Annotated in this window: 17 protein-coding genes and 1 riboswitch; of the genes, 5 read left to right on the forward strand and 12 right to left on the reverse strand. The window is 70.4% G+C overall.

Going from position 1 to position 18,763, the window contains the following annotated elements; genetic code table 11:
• Window positions 1–9: 9 nt before the first annotated feature.
• From hisG to ribD, 7 genes are all read right to left on the reverse strand, one after another.
• A complete protein-coding gene (gene hisG / locus ACZ7J0_RS28960) occupies window positions 10–858 on the reverse strand; it encodes an ATP phosphoribosyltransferase (RefSeq protein ID WP_470892230.1) in 849 nt (282 codons plus the stop codon).
• Window positions 859–925: 67 nt separating this feature from the next.
• On the reverse strand, window positions 926–1,198 hold the full coding sequence (locus ACZ7J0_RS28965; RefSeq protein ID WP_468713056.1) for a phosphoribosyl-ATP diphosphatase: 273 nt from the start codon (window positions 1,196–1,198) through the stop codon (window positions 926–928).
• A gap of 34 nt (window positions 1,199–1,232) precedes the next feature.
• The gene (gene ribH / locus ACZ7J0_RS28970; protein WP_469122891.1) at window positions 1,233–1,718 is read right to left on the reverse strand and encodes a 6,7-dimethyl-8-ribityllumazine synthase; all 486 of its coding nucleotides are present in this window, start codon (window positions 1,716–1,718) and stop codon (window positions 1,233–1,235) included.
• 37 nt (window positions 1,719–1,755) lie between these two features.
• Window positions 1,756–3,024, reverse strand: coding sequence for a bifunctional 3,4-dihydroxy-2-butanone-4-phosphate synthase/GTP cyclohydrolase II (locus tag ACZ7J0_RS28975; RefSeq protein WP_470892232.1), 1,269 nt, complete (start codon window positions 3,022–3,024; stop codon window positions 1,756–1,758).
• The gene (locus ACZ7J0_RS28980) at window positions 3,021–3,611 is read right to left on the reverse strand and encodes a nicotinamide mononucleotide transporter family protein (RefSeq protein WP_470892307.1); all 591 of its coding nucleotides are present in this window, start codon (window positions 3,609–3,611) and stop codon (window positions 3,021–3,023) included. Before ACZ7J0_RS28980 ends, ACZ7J0_RS28975 begins: the two co-directional genes overlap by 4 nt.
• Before the next feature lie 44 nt (window positions 3,612–3,655).
• Window positions 3,656–4,264: a riboflavin synthase gene (locus ACZ7J0_RS28985; protein WP_470892234.1), complete on the reverse strand. Its 609-nt coding sequence runs from the start codon at window positions 4,262–4,264 to the stop codon at window positions 3,656–3,658.
• A 2-nt stretch (window positions 4,265–4,266) separates the two neighbouring features.
• Complete coding sequence (gene ribD, locus ACZ7J0_RS28990) at window positions 4,267–5,340, reverse strand: bifunctional diaminohydroxyphosphoribosylaminopyrimidine deaminase/5-amino-6-(5-phosphoribosylamino)uracil reductase RibD (protein WP_470892236.1); 1,074 nt, start codon at window positions 5,338–5,340, stop codon at window positions 4,267–4,269.
• A gap of 157 nt (window positions 5,341–5,497) precedes the next feature.
• Window positions 5,498–5,627, reverse strand: a riboswitch (FMN riboswitch).
• A gap of 239 nt (window positions 5,628–5,866) precedes the next feature.
• On the opposite strand from ribD, the gene ACZ7J0_RS28995 reads away from it, so the two are divergent.
• On the forward strand, window positions 5,867–8,239 hold the full coding sequence (locus ACZ7J0_RS28995) for a chitinase C-terminal domain-containing protein (RefSeq protein WP_470892309.1): 2,373 nt from the start codon (window positions 5,867–5,869) through the stop codon (window positions 8,237–8,239).
• A 177-nt stretch (window positions 8,240–8,416) separates the two neighbouring features.
• On the opposite strand, the gene ACZ7J0_RS29000 is transcribed toward ACZ7J0_RS28995, so the two are convergent.
• Window positions 8,417–9,601, reverse strand: a complete 1,185-nt coding sequence (locus ACZ7J0_RS29000; protein WP_470892238.1) for an ROK family transcriptional regulator — start codon at window positions 9,599–9,601, stop codon at window positions 8,417–8,419.
• Window positions 9,602–9,668: 67 nt separating this feature from the next.
• Here ACZ7J0_RS29000 and ACZ7J0_RS29005 point away from each other — a divergent pair, with 67 nt between their 5' ends.
• The 3 genes from ACZ7J0_RS29005 to ACZ7J0_RS29015 all read left to right on the forward strand — a co-directional run bounded on the left by ACZ7J0_RS29005 (window position 9,669) and on the right by ACZ7J0_RS29015 (window position 13,168).
• Window positions 9,669–10,883, forward strand: coding sequence for an MFS transporter (locus ACZ7J0_RS29005; protein WP_470892240.1), 1,215 nt, complete (start codon window positions 9,669–9,671; stop codon window positions 10,881–10,883).
• Between the two features lie 117 nt (window positions 10,884–11,000).
• The gene (locus ACZ7J0_RS29010) at window positions 11,001–12,404 is read left to right on the forward strand and encodes a uracil-xanthine permease family protein (protein ID WP_470892242.1); all 1,404 of its coding nucleotides are present in this window, start codon (window positions 11,001–11,003) and stop codon (window positions 12,402–12,404) included.
• Window positions 12,405–12,478: 74 nt separating this feature from the next.
• Window positions 12,479–13,168: a DUF5995 family protein gene (locus tag ACZ7J0_RS29015; protein WP_470892244.1), complete on the forward strand. Its 690-nt coding sequence runs from the start codon at window positions 12,479–12,481 to the stop codon at window positions 13,166–13,168.
• Window positions 13,169–13,211: 43 nt separating this feature from the next.
• On the opposite strand, the gene ACZ7J0_RS29020 is transcribed toward ACZ7J0_RS29015, so the two are convergent.
• Both ACZ7J0_RS29020 and ACZ7J0_RS29025 read right to left on the reverse strand, forming a co-directional pair.
• A complete protein-coding gene (locus tag ACZ7J0_RS29020) occupies window positions 13,212–14,918 on the reverse strand; it encodes a flavin monoamine oxidase family protein (RefSeq protein ID WP_470892246.1) in 1,707 nt (568 codons plus the stop codon).
• A gap of 56 nt (window positions 14,919–14,974) precedes the next feature.
• On the reverse strand, window positions 14,975–15,772 hold the full coding sequence (locus ACZ7J0_RS29025) for a carbon-nitrogen hydrolase family protein (protein WP_470892248.1): 798 nt from the start codon (window positions 15,770–15,772) through the stop codon (window positions 14,975–14,977).
• A gap of 273 nt (window positions 15,773–16,045) precedes the next feature.
• On the opposite strand from ACZ7J0_RS29025, the gene ACZ7J0_RS29030 reads away from it, so the two are divergent.
• The gene (locus ACZ7J0_RS29030) at window positions 16,046–16,600 is read left to right on the forward strand and encodes a Repetin (protein ID WP_470892250.1); all 555 of its coding nucleotides are present in this window, start codon (window positions 16,046–16,048) and stop codon (window positions 16,598–16,600) included.
• 6 nt (window positions 16,601–16,606) lie between these two features.
• Here ACZ7J0_RS29030 and ACZ7J0_RS29035 read toward each other — a convergent pair whose 3' ends face one another.
• Both ACZ7J0_RS29035 and ACZ7J0_RS29040 read right to left on the reverse strand, forming a co-directional pair.
• Window positions 16,607–17,062 (reverse strand): Lrp/AsnC family transcriptional regulator, encoded by a 456-nt coding sequence (locus ACZ7J0_RS29035; RefSeq protein WP_015032260.1) that lies wholly within the window; start codon window positions 17,060–17,062, stop codon window positions 16,607–16,609.
• A 10-nt stretch (window positions 17,063–17,072) separates the two neighbouring features.
• On the reverse strand, window positions 17,073–18,548 hold the full coding sequence (locus tag ACZ7J0_RS29040; RefSeq protein ID WP_470892252.1) for an amino acid permease: 1,476 nt from the start codon (window positions 18,546–18,548) through the stop codon (window positions 17,073–17,075).
• Window positions 18,549–18,763 lie beyond the last annotated feature (215 nt).

The following is an 18,763-nucleotide window of genomic DNA, read 5'->3' on the forward strand; positions in this document are numbered from 1 at the left end:
CCCGGTCCTTCAGAGCCGGCAGGCGTGGATGGCCGTCGTCAGGATGGCGCGGGCACCGAGCTCGTACAGGTCGTCCATGATCCGCTGCGCCTCCTTGGCGGGGACCATGGCGCGCACGGCGACCCAGCCCTCGTTGTGCAGCGGGGAGACCGTCGGCGACTCCAGGCCCGGGGTGAGCGCGACGGCCTGCTCCAGGTGCTCGGCGCGGCAGTCGTAGTCCATCATCACGTAGCTGCGGGCGACCAGGACGCCCTGGAGGCGGCGCAGGAACTGGCCCACCTTCGGGTCGTCGGCGGGGGATCCGGTGCGCCGGATGACGACCGCCTCGGACTTGAGGATCGGCTCGCCGATGACCTCGAGACCGGCGTTGCGCAGCGAGGTGCCGGTCTCCACCACATCGGCGATGACCTGCGCGACACCGAGCTCGATCGCGGTCTCGACGGCACCGTCGAGGTGGACGACGGAAGCGTCGATGCCCTGGTCGGCGAGGTGCTTGGCGACGATGCCCTCGTACGAAGTGGCGATCGTCATCCCGCCGAAGTCCGCGGGGCCCTTGGCCGTGCCCGGCTTGGTGGCGTAGCGGAAGGTGGAGCGGGCGAAGCCGAGCTGCAGGATCTCCTCGGCGCTGGCGCCGGAGTCGAGCAGCAGGTCACGTCCGGTGATGCCGATGTCGAGCTTGCCGGAGCTGACGTAGATGGCGATGTCGCGGGGGCGGAGGTAGAAGAACTCGACCTCGTTCTCCGGGTCGACCAGGACCAGCTCCTTGGACTCCTTGCGCTGCTGGTAGCCGGCCTCATGGAGCATCGCCGACGCAGGTCCGGACAGTGAACCCTTGTTGGGGACGGCGATGCGCAGCATGAGGTGAGCTTCCTTCGCGTGGGAGTGCCGGGGAGTTGCTGGGTGGTGGTGTGTGACGGGGTGGTGCTCAGAGGTGGGCGTAGACGTCGTCGAGCGAGATCCCGCGGGCGACCATCATCACCTGGACGTGGTAGAGCAGCTGCGAGATCTCCTCGGCGGCGGCTTCCTTGCCCTCGTACTCGGCGGCCATCCAGACCTCGGCGGCCTCTTCGACGACCTTCTTGCCGATGGCATGGACGCCCTTGTCCACCAGTTCCGCGGTGCGGGAGGTGGCCGGGTCGCCGTTCTCGGCCTTGAGCTGGAGCTCGGTGAAGAGCTCTTCGAAGGTTTTGTTCGCCATGATGGTCCTAAGAGTACGGGGTGGAGTTCGTTGCTCAGCGCCAGGGCTCGCTGACGGTGCGCAGCGTGGCGGCCGTGGCGACGGCGGCGGTGACCGCCTCGTGGCCCTTGTCCTCGTTGGAGCCCTCAAGGCCGGCCCGGTCCAGGGCCTGCTCCTCGTTGTCGCAGGTCAGGACGCCGAATCCGACGGGTACGCCGGTGTCGATCGAGACCTGGGTGAGGCCGTTCGTCACGCCCTGGCAGACATACTCGAAGTGCGGGGTTCCGCCGCGGATGACCACGCCGAGGGCGACGATGGCATCGTAGCCGCGTCCGGCGAGGACCTTCGCCACGACCGGCAGCTCGAAGCTGCCGGGGACGCGCAGCAGCGTCGGCTCGTCGATGCCGAGCTCGTGCAGGGCGCGCAGCGCGCCGTTGACGAGTCCGTCCATGATCTTCTCGTGCCACTGCGCCGCGATGACCGCGACCCGGAGGTCGCCGCAGTTCTTCACACTCAGCTCGGGTGCGCCCTTGCCGCTCACGTCTCTCCTCGGTGCTGTTCGGGTGTATGGGGGGTGGTTACTGGTTGCCGCAGGTGGACGCGTCGAGCCAGGGCAGGTCGTGCCCCATCCGGTCGCGCTTGGTGCGCAGGTACCGCAGATTGTGCTCACCGGCCTGGACGGGCATCGGCTCGCGGCCCTCGACGGTCAGTCCGTGCCGGACCAGCGCGGTGATCTTCTCGGGGTTGTTGGTCATCAGCCGCAGGCTGCGGACGCCCAGGTCGGCGAGGATCTGCGCGCCGGCCGCGTAGTCGCGGGCGTCGGCGGGCAGACCGAGCTCCAGGTTGGCGTCCAGGGTGTCGTGGCCGCGCTCCTGGAGTTCGTACGCGCGCAGCTTGGACAGGAGGCCGATGCCCCGTCCCTCGTGTCCGCGAAGGTAGACCACGACGCCGCGGCCGGCCTCGGTGATCCGTTCCATGGACGCCTGGAGCTGGGGGCCGCAGTCGCAGCGCAGCGAGTGGAAGATGTCGCCGGTCAGGCACTCGGAGTGGACCCGGACCAGGACGTCCTCGCCGTCGCCGATGTCCCCGTGGACAAGGGCGACGTGCTCGACGCCGTCGACCGTGGAGCGGTAGCCGAAGGCGGTGAACTGCCCGTGTGCCGTGGGCAGGTTCACCTCGGCCTCGCGGCGGACCGTCGGCTCGGCGGAGCGGCGGTAGGCGATGAGGTCCTCGATCGAGATGATCGTCAGACCGTGCTTGCGGGCGAAGGGGACGAGCTCGGGCAGGCGCAGCATCACGCCGTCCTCGCCGGCGATCTCGACGATCGCGCCGGCCGGGCGCAGCCCGGCGAGGCGGGCCAGATCGACGGCGGCCTCGGTGTGGCCGTTGCGGACCAGGACGCCGCCGGTCTTGGCGCGCAGCGGGAAGATGTGGCCGGGCCGGACGAAGTCGCCGGCCTCGGCCACGCCTCCGGCCAGCAGCTGGAGGGTGGTGGCGCGGTCGGCGGCGGAGATGCCGGTGGTGACACCGTAGGCGGGGCCCGCGTCGACGGAGACGGTGAACGCGGTCCGCATCGACTCGGTGTTGTTGTCGACCATCTGCGGGAGCTGGAGGCGGTCGAGCTCGTCGCCCTCCATGGGCGCGCAGATCAGGCCGCGGCACTCGCTCATCATGAAGGCGACTATTTCGGGGGTGGCCTTCTCGGCCGCGATGACGAGGTCGCCCTCGTTCTCGCGGTCCTCGTCGTCGACGACGACGACGGGACGGCCGGCGGCGATGTCCCGGATGGCCTGCTCGACGGGGTCGAGGGCGAGGTCGGTGGCGTCCCAGACGGGGAGGGATGTCATGCGGGTGCTCCTTCCAGAGCGGGAGCGGTGCGGGACCGGAGCCACCAGTCGCGCATACCCCAGATGACGAGGACGAAGTAGATCACGTAGACGAGGCCGGAGAAGGCCAGGCCGCTGCTGAAGGCGAGGGGGACACCGACGAGGTCGACGAGGAGCCAGGCGAACCAGAACTCGACCAGTCCGCGTGCCTGGGCGACCATCGCGACGAGCGTTCCGACGAAGATGTACGCGTCGGCCCAGGGGCTCCAGGAGAGCGACGGGTAGAGGGTGAACAGGCCGCCGACGGCGGCGGTGCCGAGCAGGGCACCTCCGAGGAGCAGTCCGCGCTCCTTCCAGGTGGCGAAGCGGACGGCGATCGTGCCGTCCTGCGCCTGCTGCCGGCCGCGGGTCCACTGGCGCCAGCCCCACGCGGCGACACCGATGACCAGGAGCTGCTTGCCGACGCCACCACTGAGGTGGGCGGAGGCGTAGGCCCCGACGAGGATGACGCCGGAGAGCAGCTGGGCCGGCCAGGTCAGTATCGAGCGCCGCCAGCCGAGCGCCAGCGCGATCAGTCCGATCGTGTTGCCGATCATGTCGGACCACATGATGTGCTGCCCGAAGGCGCTGAAAGCCTCGGAGTTCAGCCAGCTCACTTGACGTTCTCCTTGGCGTTGGCGCCGAGCAGCCGCTCGACGTACTTGGCGATGACGTCGACCTCGAGGTTGACCGGGTCGCCGGGCTTCTTGATGCCCAGCGTGGTCAGGGCGAGGGTCGTGGGGATGAGGCTGATGGTGAAGTAGTCGTCCGCTGCCTCGACGACGGTCAGGCTGACGCCGTCGACGGTGACGGAGCCCTTCTCCACCACGTACCGGGAGAGGTGCTCGGGGAGCGAGACCCTGACGATCTCCCAGTGCTCGGAGGGGGTACGGGAGACGATGGTGCCGGTGCCGTCGACATGGCCCTGGACGATGTGGCCGCCGAGGCGGTCCCCGACGGCCATCGGCCGTTCCAGGTTGACCCGGGAGCCGACCTCCAGCGCGCCGAGCGAGGAGCGCAGCAGGGTCTCGGCCATCACGTCGGCGGTGAATTCGCCGTTCCCGAACTCCACGACGGTCAGACAGACCCCGTTGACGGCGATGGAGTCGCCGTGCTTCGCGCCGTCGGTGACGACGGGGCCGCGCAGACGGAAGCGGGAGGCGTCGCCGAGGTTCTCGACGGCGGTGACCTCACCCAGTTCTTCGACGATTCCGGTGAACACGCTCAGGCTCCCTTGGGGGTGGCGGTGATCCGCAGATCGGGGCCGATGCGGACGGTCTCGGTCACGTCGAGACGCAGCGCATCGGAGATGGTGGAGATTCCGGCGTCGGCGAGGGCGGTGGGGCCCGCGCCGAGGAGGACGGGGGCGAGATAGCCGACGACGGTGTCGACGGCTCCCGCGGCGACGAAGGCGCCGGCCAGGGTCGGGCCGCCTTCGAGGAGTACGGAGCGGACGCCCCGCTCGTGGAGGTGCGCGAGGAGGGCCGGTACGGAGAGCCCCCGGTCGGCGCGGGGCAGCCGGACGACGTCGGGCAGGTCGGTGACCGCGTCCTCGGCGACCGCGACCAGGGTGGGCGCGGTGTCGTCCAGGACTCGGGCGCCGGGCTTCACGGCGGTGGCCTCGGTGTCGACGACCACGCGCAGCGGCTGGGTGGCTCCCGGGATGTCCCGTACGGCGAGGTGGGGGTCGTCGGCGCGGGCGGTGCCGGAGCCGACGATCACGGCGTCCGCCTCGGCGCGCAGCCGGTGGACGTCGGCGCGGGACTCGGGCGAGGTGATCCAGCGGCTGGTGCCGTCCTTCGCCGCGATCCGTCCGTCGAGGGTGGCCGCGTACTTCCACAGGACGTACGGCCGGCCGCGGCGTACGGAGGTGAGCCAGGCGATGTTGCCCGCCTCGGCCTCCTCGGCGAGGACGCCCTGCTCGACCTGGATCCCGGCCGCGCGGAGCGTGTCCGCGCCACCGGTGGCCTGCGGGTTCGGGTCCGCGACCGCGTACACGACACGGCTGACGCCGGCCTCGATCAGAGCCTGGGCGCAGGGGCCGGTGCGACCGGTGTGGTTGCAGGGTTCGAGGGTGACGTACGCGGTTGTGCCCCTGGCGAGGCCGCCCGCTTCACGCAGGGCGTGGACCTCTGCGTGCGGTCCACCGGCGCGCTGGTGGTAACCGGCTCCGACCTGGTGTCCCGAGGCGTCGACGAGGACGCACCCGACCACCGGGTTGGGGCTCGTGGAGCCGAGTCCGCGTGCGGCGAGCGCGATGGCTCGGCGCATGGCGTCCATGTCGGCTGTGGTGCCCACCGGGTCCTCCTGCCTCTTCGGGCACGGACTCCGGGGCCTGTCGATGACGACAGAGAGCGGGTACGCCACTTCACGGGGAAGCCGAGGCCGGATTCACCGGTCGCCGACGAGCGCGGCGGCCAGCAAAAGACGGCCGACGTCCGGAAAGGAACACCCGCCGCGCACTGCCTCCCATCCGGACTTTCACCGTCGGTCCAGGAATTTCACCTGGTCAACCGGCCGCTGGATGCGGACGGGTCGCGGACTATACCGCCGGTTCGGAATTACACCGACCCCGGAGTGCGCTGCTGCTGATACAGGGCCAGTGTGCCACGACTGATCGTCGGCCATCAGGGCGAGTAGCTGTGGGTTGGCTCACAGTAGTCGAGGGCCTTCAACTGGTCCAGACCTATTGACGCACTGGTCTAGTCCTCTTAATCTCCGTGTCACCTCCGAGGTACGGGGCCGGGTGTGCGCACACCGGGGCCCAACACAAGCAATCGCCTTGCCAGTTGTGTTCCGCCCCACCTCCCAGGAGGAACAGATCGTGCTGTCCCCCACCCGTACCAGAGCGGTGCTGCTCGCGTCCGGCGCGGCCGTCGCCGGGCTGCTGCTCAGCTCGCTCGCAGGCGGCGTCTCCCACGCCGCCGACCAGGAGTCCTGTCGTCCCGACGGGCTCTACAGGACTCCCGGCGTCGATGTCCCGTACTGCTCGGTCTACGACACCGAGGGCCGCGAGAAGATGGGCGCCGACCACCAGCGCCGGGTCATCGGCTACTTCACGGGCTGGCGCACCGGCAAGGACGGCACCCCCGCCTACCTCGCCTCGGACATCCCGTGGGACAAGGTCACCCACGTCAACTACGCGTTCGGGCACATCGACGGCGCCAACAAGCTGTCGGTCGGCACGGACGGCGCGAACAACGCCGCCACCGGGATGACCTGGCCCGGTGTCGCCGGCGCGGAGATGGACCCGGCCCTCCCGTACAAGGGTCACTTCAATCTGCTGAACAAATTCAAGAAGCAGCACCCCGACGTCAAGACGCTGATCTCGGTCGGCGGCTGGGCCGAGACCGGCGGCTACTTCGACGACAGCGGCAACCGGGTGAACTCCGGCGGCTTCTACTCGATGGCCACCAACGCCGACGGTTCGGTCAACCAGGCCGGGATCGACACGTTCGCGGACTCGGCCGTCTCCTTCGTCAAGAAGTACGGCTTCAACGGCGTCGACATCGACTACGAGTACCCGACGACGATGAAGGACGCCGGCAACCCGCTGGACCACGCCCTCTCCAACGGGCGCCGCGCGGGCCTGGTCAAGGGCTATGCCGCGTTGATGAGGACGCTGCGCGAGAAGCTCGACCGGGCGGGCGCCGCCGACGGCAGGCACTACATGCTGACCGTCGCCGCGCCCTCGTCCGGCTATCTGCTGCGCGGCATGGAGACGTTCCAGATGCAGAAGTACCTGGACTACGTCAACATCATGTCCTACGACCTGCACGGTGCCTGGAACGAGTACGTGGGTCCGAACGCCTCGCTCTTCGACGACGGCAAGGACGCCGAACTGGCGGCCGCGGGCGTCTACTCGACCTCCCAGTACGGCGGAATCGGGTATCTGAACACCGACTGGGCCTACCACTATTTCCGCGGCTCGATGCCGGCCGGGCGCATCAACATCGGACTGCCGTACTACACCCGCGGCTTCAAGAACGTGCAGGGCGGCACGGACGGGCTGTGGGGGAAGGCGGCGACCACGACGTGCCCGGCGGGCGCGGGTCTGACCAAGTGCGGTGACGGCGCCGTCGGCATCGACAACCTCTGGCACGACAAGGACACCAACGGCGCGGAGTCCCCGGCGGGTTCCAACCCGATGTGGCACGCGAAGAACCTGGAGAAGGGGATCGTCGGCGATTACGTCACGAAGTACGGCTTCCCCGCGACCACCCGGCTGACGGGCACCTACGCCCGCAAGTACGACGCGACGCTGGTCGCGCCGTGGCTGTGGAACGCCGAGAAGAAGGTCTTCCTCTCCACCGAGGACGAGCAGTCGGTGAAGGCCAAGGCCGACTACGTGGTCGCGAAGGGCATCGGCGGCACGATGGTGTGGGAGCTGGCGGGCGACTACGCGTACAACGCGGCCAAGGGCCAGTACGAGACGGGCTCCACGCTCACCGACGCGATGTACCAGAAGTTCAAGGCGGCCTCGCCTTACGGCGCCCAGCGCTCGACGGTCACGCTCCCGACGGACGCGGTCGACGTGGGGGTGGAGTTCGGGCAGTTCCCGCTCGGCGACTCGAACTACCCGATCAGTCCCAAGCTGAAGATCACCAACAACACGAAGACGGCGCTGCCGGGCGGTACGGAGTTCCAGTTCGACTACTCCACCTCGGCGCCGGCCAACGCCAAGGACCAGTCCGGTTTCGGGACGACGATCGTCCGCAGCGACCACACGGGTTCGAACGTGGGCGGGCTCAAGGGCGACTACAACCGTGTCTCGCTGAAGCTCCCGTCCTGGCAGACCCTCGCGCCGGGAGCCTCGGTGGAGCTGGACTTCGTCTACTACCTGCCGACGTCCACGCCGTCGAACTGGACGGTGACCTTCGGCGGCAGGACCTACGCCCTGGCCGGCGACCTGACGCGCGGCGCCAAGGTGGTCGAGCCGGGCACCGGAACCGGCCCGACGCCGACCCCTACTCCCACCCCTACTCCCACGCCTACTCCCACGCCTACTCCCACGCCGACTCCGACGACCCCGGGCGGCAGCTGCGCGGCCCCGGCGTGGAGCGCGACCGCGGAGTACGGCGGCGGCACGTCCGTGTCCCACAAGGCGCACACCTGGAAGGCCAAGTGGTGGACGAAGGGCGAGGAGCCCGGGACCACGGGTGAATGGGGCGTGTGGCAGGACCTCGGCGCCTGCTGACCCGCCTGAGTCGCGGTCGTACGGGGCGGGGGGGGGCGGGGCGCCCAGCGCGAGGCGCTCGGCAGCCGCCGCACAAGACGCCCGGCGGCGGTCCAACGGCCCTTGCCGCCGCCGGGTCCCGGGGCCCGTCCCTTCCCGGCCGCTGGTCCCGCCGCGTCGTTTCGGGCCGCGTCCCGGTCAGGCGCCCGGACCGAAAAGGGCGTCCTGGGCCGACTCCCGGGCCGTGAGGAGGGCGCCGCGCAGGACCGCCGTGCCGTCGAGCGACGCTGGGCGGACGAGGGTGCGCAGGGGGGAGAGGGCCGCGAGGCGGGACTCGACGCGGGTGGCGAGGGGCGACCCGCCGGCGTGGCCGATCCCGCCGCCGAGGATCACGCATCCGGGATCGAGGACGGAGACGACGGCCGCCGCGCCCACGGCCAGCCGGTCGGCGAAGGCGTCCAGGAAGGCCATTTCGCGAGCACCGGGTGCGCTCCCGCGGCTCCCGCAGGACTCCGCGGCGTGCCGGACGGTCTGCTCGGCGTCGCCCCGGAGGCCGCACTCCGCGGCGAGTTCGCGGACCGCCGAGGCTCCGACCAGCGCGTGGAACCCCCCGTCGCAGCCCGTGGCCGACGGCAGGCCGCCCGTCCCCGGGACGGGAAGGAAGCCGATCTCACCCGCGCCGCCGGACGCCCCCCGCCGCAGGGCGCCGCCGAGCACGACGGCCGCGCCCACGCCCTGGTCGAGCCAGAGCAGCACGAAGTCCTCGCGGTCCCGGCCGGCGCCGAGGCGCTGTTCCGCCACCGCCGCGAGGTTGGTCTCGTTCTCCACGAGGACCGTGGCGGGGAGACGTTCCTGCAGGGCCGCGACGAGCCGGCGGTGCCACTCGGGCAGCCCCGTGGAGTCCCGCAGCTCCCCCGTCGCCGGGTCGATGAGCCCGGGCGCGCCGATGCCCACACTGTGCAGACGCCCCGCCCCCGCCTCGCGAGCGGTGCGCTCCAGCAGCGCGGCTGCCTGCTCGACGGCCGGTTCCGTCCCGGCGTCGGAGTCGACGGCCAGAGTGGCCTCGGCGAGGGTGGCGCCGAGCAGATCGGCGACGACGAGGGACACGCTCCGCGTCCGCACGTCGAGGGCCGCCAGATGGGCGCGGTCGGCGACGATGCCGTACAGCCGCGCGTTCGGCCCCCGCCGTTCGGCACCCGCCTCCCCCACCATCCGGATCAGGCCCGCTCCCTGCAGCCGCTCGACGAGGTCGGCGACGGTGGGGCGGGAGAGTCCGGTCAGCGTCTTGAGCTGACCCGCTGTCAAAGGCCCCTCCCGCTGGAGGAATCGCAGGGCCAGGCGGTCGTTGATGGCCCGTGCGGTGCTCGGGGATGCGGACTGCATGCCGGGGATCCTTCCAGATCACCCTGCCGTCTATTTATCAGGCAGGGTCCCTGATAGTTTACGCCGCATGTCGACCACCGGGGCGTACGCCCCCCAGCAGCTGAGGCGGGCGCGCTACGCCGTGGCCGCGATCTTCTGTGTCCACGGCGCGGTCACCGGCAGCTTCGCCACCCGCATTCCGTGGATCCAGGACCACGCGGGCGTCAGCGCGGGCCAGCTCGGCCTCGCCCTCGCCTTCCCGGCGATCGGCGCCTCCCTGGCGATGCCGCTGGCGGGCGCGGTCAGCCACCGCTTCGGTTCGCGCGCGGCCCTGCGCGGTCTGCTGGCGCTGTGGACGCTGTCGCTGACGCTTCCGTCGCTGGCCCCGAACATCTACGGGCTGTGCGGGGCGCTGCTCGTCTACGGCGCGACGGCCGGCATGTCGGATGTCGCCATGAACGCCCTGGGCGTCGAGATCGAGAACCGTATCGACAAGTCGATCATGTCCAGCCTGCACGGCATGTGGAGCGCGGGCGCCCTGATCGGCTCGGCCGGCGGCACCCTCGCCGCTCACCTCGGCGCGGACGCCCGGCTGCACCACCTGCTCGCGGCCGCCGTCCTGACCGTACTGGGCGCGGTGTTCTGCCAGGGAGTCCTGGACCTGCGCGGCGCTCCCGACCAGGAGCCGCCGCCCCGGTTCACACTGCCGCCGAGGTCGGCGCTGGTCATCGGGGCGATCGGATTCTGCGGGGTGTTCGCCGAGGGCGCGAGCCTGGACTGGTCGGCGGTCTATCTGGAGGACCGGCTCGGTACGTCGGCGGGCCTCGCGGCCGCCTCCACGACCGCCTTCGCGCTGACGATGGCGGTGGCGCGGCTGGTGGGCGACAAGGTCGTCGACCGGTTCGGAGCCGTACGGACCGTGCGCGTCGGCGGGGTGGTCGCGACCGCCGGCGGGGTCCTGGTCGTCCTCGCCCCGCACCCGGCGGTCGCGATGGCCGGATTCGGTCTGATCGGTCTGGGCGTCGCCGTCGTGGTCCCGCTGGCGTTCGCGGCGGCCGGGCGCAGCGGCCCCCACCCCAGCCAGGCGATCGCGGGCGTCGCGACCATCACGTACACCTCGGGGCTCATCGCCCCCTCGGCGATCGGCGGCCTGGCGGACGCGACCTCGCTGGTGGTGTCGTTCAGCCTGGTGACCCTGCTGACGTTCGGTCTCGTGGTGGGTGCCGGGGTCCTGCGCGCCGGTGCCCGGCAGCCGGCGAAGGCCATCCCCGCGGGCGTTCCCGCTTCCGAGCGCCGGACCTGACGCTCCCCCGGGCCGTCGGCTCGGCGCGCAGAGCCCCCTCCACCAGGGGCGCACTACCATGGCGCTGATCGTTTTCGGCCACGCCAGGCCGACGGACACGGAGAACTGGAGCGGCCCATGAACCTCGGCGTGCGCTGGACCTTGCACGGCGACGGACGCACACCCGCTCCCGGGGCTGTCGTACGACCGGACGAACGGCTGTCCTGGCCCCGGACGATCGGGCTCGGCGCCCAGCACGTGGTGGCCATGTTCGGCGCGTCGTTCGTCGCTCCGGTCCTCATGGGTCTCGACCCCAATCTCGCGATCATGCTCTCGGGCGTCGCGACGATCATCTTTCTGCTCGCCACACGGGGCACCGTCCCGAGCTATCTGGGCTGTTCGCTCTCCTTCGTCGGCGTGGCCGCGGCCATCCGCGCCTCCGGCGGAACCAGTGCCACCGTCACGGGCGCGGTGCTCGTGGTCGGCGCGGTGCTGTTCCTGGCCGGTCTCGCGGTGCGGCGCTTCGGCGCGAGGATCATCCACGCCGCGATGCCGCCGATCGTGACCGGCGCCGTGGTCATGCTCATCGGCTTCAACCTGGCGCCGGTCACGGCCGCCACCTACTGGCCGCAGGACCAGTGGACCGCGCTGCTCGTGATGCTGTTCACCGGGCTGGCCGTGGTCTGCCTGCGCGGGTTCTGGTCCCGGATCGCGATCTTCCTCGGTCTGATCTTCGGCTACGGCATCTCATGGATCTTCGACCTGGTCTTCGGCAGGATCCACTCCATGGGCGCGGACGGTCGCGTCACCGACCACTGGCGGCTCGACCTCTCCGGCGTCACGAAGGCCGACTGGATCGGACTTCCGTCCTTCCACGGCCCGAGCTTCGAGTGGTCGGCGATCCTGGTCGCGCTGCCGGTCGTCATCGCACTCATCGCGGAGAACGCCGGGCACGTCAAGGCGGTCGGCGAGATGACCGGCGACCCGCTCGACGACAAGCTGGGCACGGCCATCGCCGCGGACGGAGCGGCCTCGATGCTGTCGACCGCGGTGGGCGGCCCGCCCAACACCACGTACTCGGAGAACATCGGCGTCATGGCCGCCACCCGCGTGTACTCGACCGCCGCCTACTGGGCCGCCGCCGGGTTCGCGCTGCTCTTCGGTCTCTGCCCCAAGTTCGGCGCGGTGGTCGCCGCCATCCCCGGTGGGGTCCTCGGCGGCATCACCGTGATCCTGTACGGCATGATCGGCCTGCTCGGCGCCCAGATCTGGATCAACTCCGGGGTGGATCTGCGCAATCCGCTGAACCTGGTGCCGGCCGCGGCGGGCATCATCATCGGCGTCGGCGGCGTGAAGCTCACCTTCACGGACACCTTCGAGCTGGGCGGGATCGCCCTGGGCACGCTCGTGGTGATCACCGGCTACCACGTCCTGCGGGCGTTCGCCCCGGCCCATCTGAAGGCTCAGGAGCCCCTGCTGGACGCGGGCACCTCGCAGTACGACAGCGAGGAGGAGAACCAGAAGCCGGTCGCGGGACCGTAGGGGCGTTCCCCCGTTCTGGGGAAGCCGGGCTCGGCGGGACCCCCCGGGAGCCCAGCGGCTGCGACGCTGCCCCCATGGCGTGGATCGAGCAGTGCACAGCGGTCGACTCGGTACTGGAGCGGATGCGCGCCTTCGGTGCGGGGTGGCATCCGGACGACGGCGTCGCCGTCTTCAACCGGGTCTATCTTTCGGTCACCGAGGAGTTCGACCGGTGCGTCGACGCCGGGTTCTTCCGCGACCGGCACGCCGCCGTCACGCTCGACGTGCTCTTCGCCGAGCGCTACCTCTCGGCCGTGGAATCGGCCGCCGGGGGCCTCCCCGCGCCCGCCTGCTGGCGGCCGCTGTTCCAGTACCGGCGTCATCCCGGGGTACGCCCGCTGCAGTTCGCCCTGGCCGGGATCAACGCGCACATCGGCCACGACCTCGCCCGGGCGGTGGTCGACACCTGTCGCGCGCTGGAGTGCCGGCCGGTGGACCTGGAGGCGGATTTCGACCGGGTGGGCGATCTCCTCGTCCTCCTGGAGGAGCGCATCCGCGAGGAACTGATGCCGGGCCCGGATCTGCTGGAGATCGCGGACCCGCTCACGCATCTGCTCGGCTGCTGGAGCCTGGACCGCGCCAGGGACGGGGCGTGGTTCGCGGCGCGCTCCTTGTGGGAGCTGGGCGGAGTGCCGGAGCTGGCCGAGGAGTTCGCTGAACGCCTCGACCGCTCCATGGGTCTGGTGGGGCGGATGCTGCTGACGCCGCTCACACTGTGCGGCTGAACGCTCTCACACCAGTGCTACCGCCCCACACCCCCAACGTGGCTCAGTCCTCCGGAAGTTCCACCGGCGCGATGTCGTCGTACACATCGCCCGGGCCCGGGTTGGTGGCGTCGGTCTCGCCGCCGAAGTGGTGCATGACACCCCAGACGGCGTTCAGCGCGGTCTGCACGGCGCCCTCGGCCCAGCCGGCCGTCCAGGAGATGTCGTCGCCGGCGAGGAAGATGCCCCGCTTGTCCTCGGGCAGCCGGTCCTGCATGAAGTGCGTGAACAGACGCCGCTGGTAGCGGTAGTGCCCCGGCAGGTTCGCCTTGAAGGCGCCCATGAAGTAGGGCTCGTTCTCCCAGGACACCGTCACCGGGTTGCCGATGATGTGCTTGCGGATATCGACGTTGGGGTAGATCTCGCCGAGCGACTTGAGCATGACCTCCATGCGCTCGTTCGCCGACAGCGGCAGCCACTTCAGGCTGTCGTCGCACCAGGTGTACGACAGGCAGATGACGGCCGGCTTGTCCGGGCCCTCGTCCAGCAGGTACGTACCGCGCGTCATCCGGTCCGTCAGCGTCATCGACATGACGTCGCGGCCCGTCGGGTTCCCCTCGCTGTCGACGGCCTTGTCCAGCCAGAACGGCCGGTCCACCGGCACGAACAGCTTGGACGACTCCATGTAGTGGGTGCGCTCCATCGCCGTCCAGTGGTCGATCGGGAAGAGCGAGTCGTCACAGGCGATCTTGGAGAGCAGCATCCAGGACTGGGCGGTGAAGATCGCCGCCTGGTACGTACGGATGTCACCGGAGGCGTCGGTCACGGTGACCCGGTTCCCGGCGGTGCGGTGCAGGCGGGTCACGGCGGGCTTCGGGGTGCCCTCGTGCAGGGTGGACAGCGAGGTGCCCGGGGCCCAGTGCACGATCTTCTCGGGCTCGCGCTCCCACAGGCGCAGCGGCAGCTGCTGGGAGCCGCCGACGATGCCCCGGTGGTGGTCGTCGGCCTCGGTGTAGACGACGCGCAGGATCTCCAGGATGGAGTTCGGGAAGTCGGTGTCCCAGCCGCCCGTGCCGAAGCCGACCTGGCCGAAGATCTCGCGGTGGCGGAAGGACTTGAACGCCTCGGAGTCGCAGAGGAAGCCGTAGAAGGTCTGGTTGTCCAGCTTCTCGACGAGCTTGGCCCAGATCTCGCGGATGCGCGGGACGTCGCGCTCACGCATGGCCTGGTTCATGTCGGAGAAGTCGGCGCCCTCCTCCAGGCAGGCGTTCCACGCGTTCATCACGTCGCGGTAGACCTGCGGCAGGTCGTCGACGGTCGTCGCGTAGTGCGACTCGCCCTTCAGGTCGACGACGGTCGACGGCGTCTCGGGCGCGAGCGGGTTGGGGAACGGCTTCGTCTCCAGGCCCACCAGGTCGATGTAGTGCTGGAGCGCGGTGGACGACGGCGGGAAGCGCATCGCGCCCATCTCGGCGGTCAGGGAGGGGTCGCATCCCTCGAAGCCGACCGTGCGCAGCCGGCCGCCGATCTGGTCGGCCTCGTAGACGACGGGCTTGAGGCCCATCTTCATGAGCTCGTACGCGGCGATGATCCCGGACAGACCGCCACCGATGACGGCGACCTCGGTGCCGTGCTCGGTCGCGGGTATCTGACCGAGCCCGGCCGGGTGGGCCAGGAAGTCGTCGTAGGCGTACGGGAAGTCCGGACCGAACATGGTGATCGGCGGCTGCGCGTCGGTGTGCTGGACGGCGGTGGGCACCGTGGACGTCATGGGGTACGGACTCCTTGCACGGAAAGCTGAAGGGGGAGGCGGAGGAGAAGCGGGGCTCAGATCAGGGACGTGTACAGGCCGGGTCGGCGGTCGCGCAGATACGGGTTGGTCTCGCGGGAGGCGCGCAGGAACTCCGGATCGGCGTCGCCGACGACGAGCTCCTCGCCGCGGCCGGCCCGGGCGCGGGCTGTGCCGTCGGGGCCGACCAGCGTGGAGAGGCCGACGAACTCGAACTCGCCCTCGGGTCCGGTCCGGTTCACATAGGCCACGTACATCTGGTTCTCGAAGGCGCGGACCGGGACGACGGACTCGGCGACGAACTGGAAGGGGTGCATCTGCGCCGTGGGCACCAGGAGGAAGTCGGTGCCGGCGAGGGCGTGCGCCCGGACGTTCTCGGGGAACTCGACGTCGTAGCAGATCATCACGCCGAGCTTCAGACCGCCGAGCTCGGCCTGGGCCACCGGCTGGTCACCGGGGGTGAACCAGGTCTGCTCGAAGCAACCGAAGAGATGCGTCTTGCGGTAGTTCAGGAGGCGGGTGCCGTCGGCGCCGATCAGCTGCGCCGCGTTGTACAGGGTCTCGCCGTCGCGTTCCGGGTAGCCGTAGATGATCGCGAGCCCGTGCCGTACGGCGATCTCGGCGATCGCGGCCGCGCCGGCGCCGTCGGCGGGCTCGGCCAGCCGGGGGACGTCCTCACCGATCGCGTACCCGGTCAGGAAGAGCTCCGGGGCCACCAGCAGCCCGGCGCCGGTGGCGGCGGCGCGGCCGGCCGCCGCGTCGAGCACCTTGAGGTTCGCGGCCACATCACCGGGCTGTCCGGAGCTCTGGAGCAGGGCGGTGCGCAGCGACGGCATCGGCAGACCTCTGTCGGTGAAGGAAGCGTGAGGGGAGACGTCAAAACGGTACGGTTCGGGCTCCTCCCCGGACAAGGCGCGACCGTTGCGGACCGACCGTCGATCCATTGCGCGGTGTCTGGGAGCGGCGATGATTCATTGCGTGCGCCTCCCCCGGAGGTCGTAGCGCGTCCCCGCCGCGCGGCGGAGGGGGGCTCGTCCTCTGACGCGATGTGGTGCGCGGGGCCTCTCGGCAGAGTGGTGGCTGTCCGGTTCACCTGCGAAAGGACTTTCATGAACCGCCGTACGAAGCTGGTCGCACTCTGCTCCGCCGTGCTGATCAGCGCGGGTGCCGCGGGCTCCGCCGTCGCCTCGGGGGATGGCGACGGAGGGGCCCGCGAGGCCGCCTCGCTCACCGGCAGGGGAAAGCTGTACCGGCCGGCCGGGGACGACATCTCCTTCTCGTTCGACGCCCACCTGGCGGCGAAGGACAACGCGGATCCTCGCAAGGCCACGGGCACCTTCAGCTTCAGCCACTACATGGGCGACTTCGCCGCGTCGGCGGACGTGAAGGTCGACTGTCTGATGACGGGCGGGAAGGTCGCCGTGGTCACGGGTGTCGTCACCCGGGCGGACGGCGCGCTGAAGCCCTCGCTGGGCAAGCGGATCGGCATCTCGGTGCACGACGTGGGCACGCGGGACCGGCTCGGCTACACCTGGGCGATGTCGAACGACCCGTCCAAGGACTCGGTGCCGCCGTGCACCAGCTCGGCGCCGTTCGAGAAGCTCAAGGCCGGCTCCGGCGACCTCAGGGTGCTGCCCTGGCAGGTGCCCTATCCGGGCGAATGAGAGGTGCTACGCGGGCGAGCCCGAGGAGAACCGCCGCAGGAGCGGCGAGAGCACCAGGACCGACTTGGTGCGCTCCACGAAGGGCTCGCCCGCGATGCGCTCGAGGACGCGCTCGAAGTGGCGCATGTCGGAGGCGAAGACCTGGACGACGGCGTCCGCGTCGCCGGTGACGGTCGACGCGGACACCACCTCGGGGTATCGCTCCAGCCCGCGGCGGATGTCGTCGGGCGAGGTGTTGTGGCGACAGTAGATCTCGACGAACCCCTCGGTCTCCCAGCCGAGCGCCGCCGGGTCCACCCTTACGGTGAATCCGGTGATGGCGCCCTCGGCCCGCAGCCGGTCCACCCGGCGCTTCACCGCCGGGGCGGAGAGTCCGACGAGCGAGCCGATGTCGGCGTACGAGCGGCGGGCGTCTTCGGCGAGGGCGTGGACGATGCGTTCGTCGAGGTCATTGAGTCGCACTACGGGTGGATCACTTCTCTGCTGAGGCCTCGGCCGAGGCCAGACGGGATCGGCGCATGCCGTATCCGAAGTAGAACACGAGCCCGACCGCCATCCAGACACCGAAGACGGTCCAGGTGGTGGAGTCGAGGCTGAACATGTTGTAGACGCAGAAGAAGAAGCCCAGCACCGGGAAGAGCCAGCCCAGCGGCACCTTGAAGGTGCGCGCCATGTTCGGCCGCGTCCGGCGCAGCACGACGACCGCGATGTTGACGAGGGCGAAGGCGAAGAGCGTGCCGATGCTGGTGGCGTCGACGAGCTTGCCCAGCGGGATCAGGGCCGCGAGCACACCGCAGAAGAGCGAGACGATCACCGTGTTCACGCGCGGCGTGCCGGTCTTCCTGCTGACCTTGCCGAACGCCTTGGGGACGAGGCCGTCCCTGGACATGGCGAAGAGGACGCGGGTCTGGCCGTAGAGCACGGTGAGCACGACGCTCGCGATGGAGATGACGGCGCCGGCGGCGAGGAGCGTGCCCCAGAAGGCGTGGCCGGTGACATCGTTCATGATCGCGGCGAGCGTGGCCTCGGAGCCCTCGAAGTCCTTCCAGTTCCAGGCGCCCACGGCGACCGCGGCGACCAGGACGTAGAGCGCGGTGACGATGATCAGCGACAGCATGATCGCGCGCGGCAGGTCACGCTGCGGGTTCTTCGCTTCCTCGCCGGCGGTGGAGGCGGCGTCGAAGCCGATGTACGAGAAGAACAGGCTGGCGCCCGCGGCGCTGACACCGGCCATACCGAGCGGCATGAAGTCGGCGTAGTTGCCCGACTTGAAGCCCATGAAGCCGATGGTGCAGAAGAGGGCCAGCGCGCCGATCTTCACCGCGACCATGATCGTGTTGGCGCGGGCCGACTCCTTGGCGCCGCCCAGCAGGAACACCATGGCGAGGAGCACCACGATCAGCGCGGGGAGGTTGACTATGCCGCCCTCGCCGGGGGCCGAGGAGAGCACGTCGGGGATGGTGACGCCGATCGTGCCGTCGAGCAGCTCATTGAGGTACTCACCCCAGCCGACGGCCACGGCGGCCACCGACACGCCGTACTCGAGGACCAGACACCAGCCGCAGACCCAGGCGACGAGTTCGCCCATCGTTGCGTACGCGTACGAGTAGGAGGAGCCGGCGACCGGGATGGTGCCCGCCAGTTCCGCGTACGACAGGGCCGAGAAGAGCGCGGTGAGGCCGGCGATGACGAACGCCAGCGTGACCGCGGGGCCCGCCTGCGGGACGGCGTCGCCGAGGACCACGAAGATGCCGGTGCCAAGGGTGGCGCCGATGCTGATCATGGTCAGCTGCCACATGGAGAGCGAGCGGCGAAGGCTGCCGCCCTCACCCTGCCCACCCTCTGCGACCAGCCTTTCCACGGGCTTTCGCCGGGTGAGAGCGGAGAGCCCGGACGCCTTGGGCGCCGGACCCTCGGTGGCGGGCGCGGCTGTGCCTTGGTCGAGCACTGCGGTGGCTCCTTCATCGCTGCGGATCGAACGGAAGCGACCTGCGGCGGTACGCGGGCGCTGTGACACAGCCCACGGGGGAAGGGGGAACCGCCGAGCAGACGGTCGCCGCCACTCCTGGTACGAGGCTTGAGCCTAAGGCCAGGGCATCGCACTTGTTAATGCAGCGTTGTTGCGCATGAGTGATTGATCATTGCGCACTTGCGGCACAGACG

Source organism: Streptomyces sp. NPDC038280 (assembly GCF_055600045.1).

Excerpts from the sequence above, each read along its gene's own strand:
- hisG (WP_470892230.1), bottom strand. The coding sequence starts at position 858 with ATGCTGCGCATCGCCGTCCCCAACAAGGGTTCACTGTCCGGACCTGCG.
- ACZ7J0_RS28965 (WP_468713056.1), bottom strand. The coding sequence starts at position 1,198 with ATGGCGAACAAAACCTTCGAAGAGCTCTTCACCGAGCTCCAGCTCAAG.
- ACZ7J0_RS28975 (WP_470892232.1), bottom strand. The coding sequence starts at position 3,024 with ATGACATCCCTCCCCGTCTGGGACGCCACCGACCTCGCCCTCGACCCC.
- ACZ7J0_RS28980 (WP_470892307.1), bottom strand. The coding sequence starts at position 3,611 with ATGTGGTCCGACATGATCGGCAACACGATCGGACTGATCGCGCTGGCG.
- ACZ7J0_RS29000 (WP_470892238.1), bottom strand. The coding sequence starts at position 9,601 with ATGCAGTCCGCATCCCCGAGCACCGCACGGGCCATCAACGACCGCCTG.
- ACZ7J0_RS29005 (WP_470892240.1), top strand. The coding sequence starts at position 9,669 with ATGTCGACCACCGGGGCGTACGCCCCCCAGCAGCTGAGGCGGGCGCGC.
- ACZ7J0_RS29010 (WP_470892242.1), top strand. The coding sequence starts at position 11,001 with ATGAACCTCGGCGTGCGCTGGACCTTGCACGGCGACGGACGCACACCC.
- ACZ7J0_RS29015 (WP_470892244.1), top strand. The coding sequence starts at position 12,479 with ATGGCGTGGATCGAGCAGTGCACAGCGGTCGACTCGGTACTGGAGCGG.
- ACZ7J0_RS29020 (WP_470892246.1), bottom strand. The coding sequence starts at position 14,918 with ATGACGTCCACGGTGCCCACCGCCGTCCAGCACACCGACGCGCAGCCG.
- ACZ7J0_RS29025 (WP_470892248.1), bottom strand. The coding sequence starts at position 15,772 with ATGCCGTCGCTGCGCACCGCCCTGCTCCAGAGCTCCGGACAGCCCGGT.
- ACZ7J0_RS29030 (WP_470892250.1), top strand. The coding sequence starts at position 16,046 with ATGAACCGCCGTACGAAGCTGGTCGCACTCTGCTCCGCCGTGCTGATC.